5 protein-coding genes and 1 pseudogene are annotated in these 6,284 nt (G+C 70.0%); 2 read left to right on the forward strand and 4 right to left on the reverse strand.

Annotation, left to right across the window (positions count from 1 at the left end; all coding sequences use genetic code 11):
* Nucleotides 1-194: 194 nt before the first annotated feature.
* A pseudogene (locus ABT08_RS12595) lies at nt 195-764 on the reverse strand (aldehyde dehydrogenase family protein).
* A gap of 238 nt (nt 765-1,002) precedes the next feature.
* Between ABT08_RS12595 and ABT08_RS12600 the strand changes: the two are divergent.
* Nucleotides 1,003-1,527, forward strand: coding sequence for a MauE/DoxX family redox-associated membrane protein (locus ABT08_RS12600; protein ID WP_288115172.1), 525 nt, complete (start codon nt 1,003-1,005; stop codon nt 1,525-1,527).
* A gap of 77 nt (nt 1,528-1,604) precedes the next feature.
* Nucleotides 1,605-2,234, forward strand: a complete 630-nt coding sequence (locus ABT08_RS12605) for a DsbA family protein (protein WP_288115173.1) — start codon at nt 1,605-1,607, stop codon at nt 2,232-2,234.
* A 132-nt stretch (nt 2,235-2,366) separates the two neighbouring features.
* On the opposite strand, the gene ABT08_RS12610 is transcribed toward ABT08_RS12605, so the two are convergent.
* The 3 genes from ABT08_RS12610 to ABT08_RS12620 all read right to left on the reverse strand — a co-directional run bounded on the left by ABT08_RS12610 (nt 2,367) and on the right by ABT08_RS12620 (nt 5,812).
* Nucleotides 2,367-2,642 (reverse strand): hypothetical protein, encoded by a 276-nt coding sequence (locus tag ABT08_RS12610; protein WP_288115175.1) that lies wholly within the window; start codon nt 2,640-2,642, stop codon nt 2,367-2,369.
* An 827-nt stretch (nt 2,643-3,469) separates the two neighbouring features.
* Nucleotides 3,470-4,299 (reverse strand): IS5 family transposase gene (locus tag ABT08_RS12615; protein ID WP_502685891.1). Its coding sequence is split into 2 segments (ribosomal slippage): nt 3,470-3,957 and nt 3,957-4,299, totalling 831 coding nucleotides; the frame shifts between segments, so codons are not numbered across the junction.
* 67 nt (nt 4,300-4,366) lie between these two features.
* A complete protein-coding gene (locus ABT08_RS12620; RefSeq protein ID WP_288115177.1) occupies nt 4,367-5,812 on the reverse strand; it encodes a DUF8832 domain-containing protein in 1,446 nt (481 codons plus the stop codon).
* Between the last annotated feature and the right edge of the window lie 472 nt (nt 5,813-6,284).

Genomic DNA, 6,284 nt, shown 5'->3' on the forward strand with positions numbered 1-6,284 from the left:
TGGAGCGCCCGCAGCGAAGCGAGGACGAACGACGTTGAGGCCGACGATCAACGGTGCACACTCTCCGGCGGGATCGACCACGGGTTGACACAGGGCTCTCAGGGGCACCACGCCGCACGCCGAAGGCGTGACCACCAAGACTCTCTCGGCCCGCGCGGCCTTGAGCGCAGAGGCGCGGTCCTACAGAGGTTCCGTTACCGCTGCACGGCCTGCGTCGTCAGGAAGTCGTCGATCCCCCAGCGGCCGAACTCTCGGCCGTGACCGGAGTTGCCGAACCCGCCGAACGGTGCCGCCGGGTTGAACGCGCCGCCGTTGATCTCGACCTGCCCGGCCCGGAGACGCCAGGCGACGCTCTCCGTACGGTCGGGGTCGACTCCGAACACCCCCGCGGCCAGTCCGTAGGCAGTGTCGTTTGCGACCGCGATCGTGTCGTCGACGCCCGCGTACGTCTGCACGACCAGGACCGGGCCGAACACCTCCTCCTACTTGATCGCGCTGTCGCGGGCTACCCGGGAGAAGACCGTGGGCTGGACGTAGTAGCCGGTCGGGAGGTCGCCGGGCGCCTCGGGGCCGCCGGTGACCAACTGCGCCCCGTCGACGATCGCGCGCTCGACATGGCCGCGGACGGTCGCGCGATGGGCCGCCGAGACGAGCGGCTCGAGGCGGGTGTCCGGGTCGAACGGGTCACCGACCCGGACCCTGTCGACGGCTCCGGCGAGGACCTGCTCAGCGGTGTCGAGGCGGTGCTCGGAACGACGATGCAGATCAGAGCGCTGTACATCTGGCCTGAGTTGAGGAACGAGCCGGCCATGATGCGGCGCAGTGCCTTCTCGAACGCGGTGTCGTCAAGGTCCTCGGGTCTGGCCCAAGCGCGCAGCGACCAGAGGTTGGGCGGCGGCCGTTCGTCGCCGACGGAGGACGGCGAACCACTGATTTCGACCGCTCGGCGCACCACTGGGACGCTGTGGAACCACACGGCTACCGAGCGCGACCTGTCCATCAATGATCACTACTACATCCCGCTCGACCGGGCTCCACCGGCGACAGCCCGAGCCGCTCCTCGGTCCTTGGGTCGCCTTGGCCGCGCGACTCGTGCTCGGCGGCGTCTGGATCGGAGCGGGCGTCGCAAAGGTGACCGCCCTCGACGAGTCGGTCCGGGCGGTACGCGCGTACCGGCTCCTGCCCGACGTGATCGCACAGCCACTTGGAGCTGGCCTCCCGCTGGTCGAGATCGTCCTCGGCGCGCTGCTCCTGATTGGGTTCGGCGTCCGAGCGTCGGCGATCGCGTCGGCACTGCTCATGACCGCCTTCGTGATCGGAATCGCGTCGTCATGGGCTCGCGGCCTCCGCATCGACTGCGGCTGCTTCGGCTCCGGCGGACACCTCGCCGAGGGTGCCGACCCCACATACGACTGGGAGCTGGCCCGCGACGGTGCTCTGCTCGTGCTCGCCGTGTTCCTCGCGGCCCGGCCACCGGGCCGGCTCGCACTCGACGGGCTGTTCGCAGCTCGGAAGGAGATCGTCTGATGAACACCACACGAGATCGCAGACCGCGGACCCGTGACGCGGCGATCGTCCGCGGCCACGGCGGGCCGTCCCTCTGGGTGATCGTCGCGATCGCGGTACTGGTGCTGTTCGCCGGTGGACTCGGGTACGGAATCTACCGCGCCCAGAACCCTACGGTCGGAGATGCGGCTGCCCCCGCGGACGGCGACACGACTGGCATCACCGTCGGCCGCCCCACCGCCAAGGCAACCATCGAGATCTATCTCGACTTCCAATGCCCCGCGTGCAAGGCATACGAGGCCCAGATCGGGCCGCAAATTGAGCAGTTCGTCGCATCGGGCCAGGCGAAGGTGATCTATCGTCCTGTGGCTTTCCTGAACCGGTTCTCGTCGACCCAGTACTCGACGCGGTCCTCACAGGCGTCGGCATGTGCCGCGAACGACGGCGTGTTCCCGCAGTACCTGAAGCTCCTCTATGAGAACCAGCCGCCGGAGAACGCCGCAGGGTTGCCCGAGGAGCGACTGATCTCGCTCGGCGAGCAGGCCGGCGCCGGAAGCTCGTTCGCCGCATGTGTCCGGGACGACCGGTACGCGGGATGGACGGCCTCGGTCACAGATGCCGCGTCGAAGGCAGGTATCACCTCGACCCCGACGGTCAAAGTCAACGGGACCGAGGTGGTGCGGTCCGCCGCGGCGCTCACTGCGGCTGTCCGGCAGACCCAGCGCTGAGCTGACACGGCCCCGCCCCGAGCCGCGCGTGCGGGTCCTCAGACACGGTAGAACGCATCGGTAGGCGATGGTCGGACCGACACCACAGCGAGCGAGACCTCGCAGGCCTTGGCGCGGGGGTGCCCTACCAGATCACCGACCGCCCGTCCGCACCCGGGCAGTCAGCGTCAGCGCCGGCGACGCCATCGCTGCACTAGACAGCGACGTTGTCGCGTGATTGACCGGATCCGGGGCGGCGAACGCCACGGTCGCGAGCAACGCGACCGCCCCGACGACCACGATCGGCGCGACCGGCAGGCCGCGCCTGGCGAGCGGAGAAAGACGATCCGCAGGACGGCCATTCGCGCCCCCGAGCTCCCACCCAAACGCACCGCCGAACGCCTGGCCGATCCCAACGAGCCGGGTCACCCCCGACCAGTTCGCGTCGACAGCGCGGCCCCTGCAGCGCAAGCGTCTCAACGATTCTCATGACAGCGGTAGCCCGCCGACTCCGACCACGACACAGCCGCCGACGGTGTAATGCCCATCGCCTCCACGGCGCAGTCGCGGCGGGCAATCCCGGCCGCAGCATCATGCTGATGAAAGGACCGATTCGTTGCGCCGTCGTGGCGGACGCGACGACGGTATCGACCGCCGAGGCCGAAGGTCACCAACGCCGGCACCACGTCTGTGCCCGGCAACAACGGCCATCGCGCTCTAGTTGCCTCGACAGATCGGCCTCAGTGCCTCGACCAGTACCGCCCCATCCGGCGGCTGCTGGAGCTCCCGCCCGACGTTCGCCGACGAGATTACCTCGTCGGCCGATCTGATCGGCTACACCGCCGAGTCGAAGGTCAGTGTCACCGAGGCCGGCTCGACATCGACGCCGCCGTATTGCTGGGTGACCTGCTCACGAGCACGGGGCGTGCGGAGGCCCCGCCAACTGGACCGAGGCAGTCAGCAAGCCGATCCCGCAGAACACGACCGCCTCGCCTCGTCCTGGTTCTGCCGGCGACCTTGGTACATCCATCGACGCGGACCGACTCCGACTCGTCGCTACGTGGAGGAGCCCGCGCCGGCCTGTGCCGCCTCGGCGGCTAGCTGCAGGACGGGACTGGGCACTCCGGCTCCGGCCCTCCGGTCTCGGCCCTCGCCCGTAGACTGTCGAGCCGCCGTTGCCGTTCTGGGGGGCACCGAGGTCATACTCGAGGCGTGTGCGGGGCCGGAACTCGAGCCCTGGGCGCTAAGACCTGGTCTCATAACTCGGTCTTGATCAGTCGCCGTACGTTGATCACGGTGCAGGCGAGAGTGAGTAGCGGGAGCGTCGTGCGTTCGGTGCGGTCGTAGCGCAGTCCGAATCGCTTGAACCGCAGCAGCCAGGAGATGGTGCGCTCGATGACCCAGCGGACCCGGCCGAGCTTGGTCTTGTCCTCGATCCCGCGTCGGGCGATCCGCACCTTGATCCCGCGTCGGTGTAGATACTGCCGGCAGCGTCGGTAGTCGTAGCCCTTATCCGCGTGCAGCTTGGCGGGGCGCCGCTGAGGCCGGCCGGGTCGACCGCGGTGGCCCCGCACGGTGGGGTTGGTCTCCAGTAGCGGCTCGAACAGCTTGCTGTCGTGGGTGTTGGCCGCCGAGAGCAGCGCGTGCAGCGGCAAGCCGTTCGCATCGCACAGCAGGTGGTACTTGGAGCCGGCTTTGCCCCGGTCAGTGGGGTTGGGGCCGGTCAGCTCGCCCCCCTTTTCGACCGCACCGACACCGCGTCGATGCAGCCCCGGGACCAGTCCAGAAGCTGCGCCTCCGACAGCTCGTCGAGCACGAGTCGGTGCAGCCGGTCCCACACGCCGGCGTCCTGCCACTCCCGCAGCCGCCGCCACGCGGTGTGCCCGGACCCGCAGCCCAACTCCGGTGGCAGGTCTCGCCAGCGGCAGCCGGTGTCGAGCACGAACAAGATCCCTTCCAACGCGGCCCGGTCCTCGATCCGCGGCCGCCCACCCGGACCGCGAGCCGGCGGGCGCGGCGGGATCAGCGGCTCGATCAGCTCCCAGAGCCGATCCTCGACCAACCGCTGCTGCTTGCTCTTCGCCACGACCGACGACGATCAACGATCAGAGCTCGAAGATCACGTAACGACACGCCTGGTTTTGAGACCAGGTCTAAGGGAACCCGGTGGCCGTGACCGTGACGGAGACAGGGATCGTGACCAGCTGCCCGTGATGGGCGACCTGCGCCCACAGCCGGTAGTCGCCCACGCTCGGGAAGACGTAGTCGAACGCGATCGTCGGGCCGAAGCCGCCCTGCACCGGCGGGGCCATGTCGTGGACGTGGGCGAACGACGTGACCGGGTCCAGCGGGTCGGGCTCCGGGGAGGACGTCGACGGGCCGAGCACGAGGAGGTGGCCCGCCATCCCGAGCCAGGCCTGCAGGTCCCGCACCGGGCCGTTCGCGTCGGCGAACGTGAGCGTCACCCGCGTCGTCCGGGCCGCCGCGGCCGCGGACACGGCCACGTCGACGTGCATCCCGGCGACGTCGCGCGCGCCGGAGCCACCCACGGCGGCGACGACCTCGCGCTGGGGCGCCACCGGCGGCACGGCCGCGGCGAGCGTGAACGCGGACCTGCTGAGCTGGTGACCGCCGTCGGCGCGGACCGTCTCGGCGAACACGCCGTACCGGCCGGCGTCGGTCAGCGGCAGCCGGACCACGTACCGGCCGGGCGAGACCCGCGCCGGGTGGACGTGGAAGAGCCGCTCGTCCGGCCCGATCACGGCGAGGTGGATGAGGGCGTCGTCGTGGACGACCAGGTCGTCCACCGGTTCCCCCGTCGACCCGTCGGTCAGGGCGAGCTCCACCGGCACCAGCCCGTCCGGGTCGACCGGGCCGACGGACGGCGTCACGACGACGGCGCCTGTGACCTGCGCGCCGGGAGACGGGACGGACGTCGACGCTCCCGACATCGCCCCGGACATGGCCATCCCCGTCGCCGACGGATCCGCCCCGGTGGTCGTCGACGCACTCACCGGCACGGCCGTCGCGGCCGGGATCGTCGTGGAGAGCAGGGCCGCCGTCACCGCGACCGAGGCTCCGACCAGCGCTCCCCCACCGAGCCCGAACGCCAGCCGCCGGCGCCTCGTCGCGGCAGCGCCGATCGCGCCAAGCACGGCCGCCGCCATTCCCCCGCGCACCGCCCACGCCCAGCCGGGCGTCGGTGCGACGTCGGGCACCGACACCGGGACCCGGGAGACGTCCGGGCCGATCGTGAGCACGACCTCCCACGGGCCCGTCCGATCGATCTGCAGGCTTCCACTGGCCGGCCGGTCGGTCCCCAGGGGCAGGTCGAGACCGCCGACCGCCGTCATGCTCCCGGCGGGGACGGTCCGCAGCGACAGGGGCGCGTCGAGCGCCGGCCCCTGGAGCGACACCAGGACCGGCATCGCGGCCGGCCCGTTCGCCGGCGGGAACATCGTGAGCGTGACCTCGCGCGGCCCCAGGGTCTGGACGACCGTCACCGCGCCCCCGGCGATCGTCTCGTGGGCGTCCGCGGGTGCCCCTCCCAGGGCCACGAGTGCGAAGGCCGCGAGGACCCCCAGCCCGATCGACGCCATCCGGCGGGTCCGCCACCGTGCACGCGCGCGCGAACCCGCACCGATCCTGCTCATCGCCTCCTCCGCACGCTGCCCAGGACTGGCGCGAGCTCTAAATCAGAGGTGTTCGTCGCTCACAAGATTGCCGAGATGAGCGCACGACCACCATTGTCGAATCTAGCGTCGTGCGCCGGGGTTATCATCGCCCACCACGCCTATTGACATTATCCCCGACCCGCCGCAACGTCGACGGACGATGGCGTCATCATATGAAGTTGAACGCTGACAAAATCCCCAATGGCGCCACTTCTACACTCGTAACTGATCGCCCCGCCAATCTCGCTACAACGAAAAGCAAACGGTTCTAGAGCGCCGCCCACACACGTGGCAGCCGATTGCCCAGCAATTTTCGGGCTGACGAAGGCTGATCTACTGACGACCCAAACCGTTTTCGAACGGCATACCAGGCAGTGTACGCCGGTATCGCGCCCCT

The organism is Microbacterium sp. SCN 71-21 (genome assembly GCF_001725695.1).
Taxonomy (GTDB): domain Bacteria; phylum Actinomycetota; class Actinomycetes; order Actinomycetales; family Microbacteriaceae; genus Microbacterium; species Microbacterium ginsengisoli.

What these genes read in the sequence shown, in the direction of transcription:
- ABT08_RS12600 (WP_288115172.1), top strand. Translation starts at nt 1,003, where the DNA reads ATGATCACTACTACATCCCGCTCGACCGGGCTCCACCGGCGACAGCCC.
- ABT08_RS12620 (WP_288115177.1), bottom strand. Translation starts at nt 5,812, where the DNA reads ATGGCGTCGATCGGGCTGGGGGTCCTCGCGGCCTTCGCACTCGTGGCC.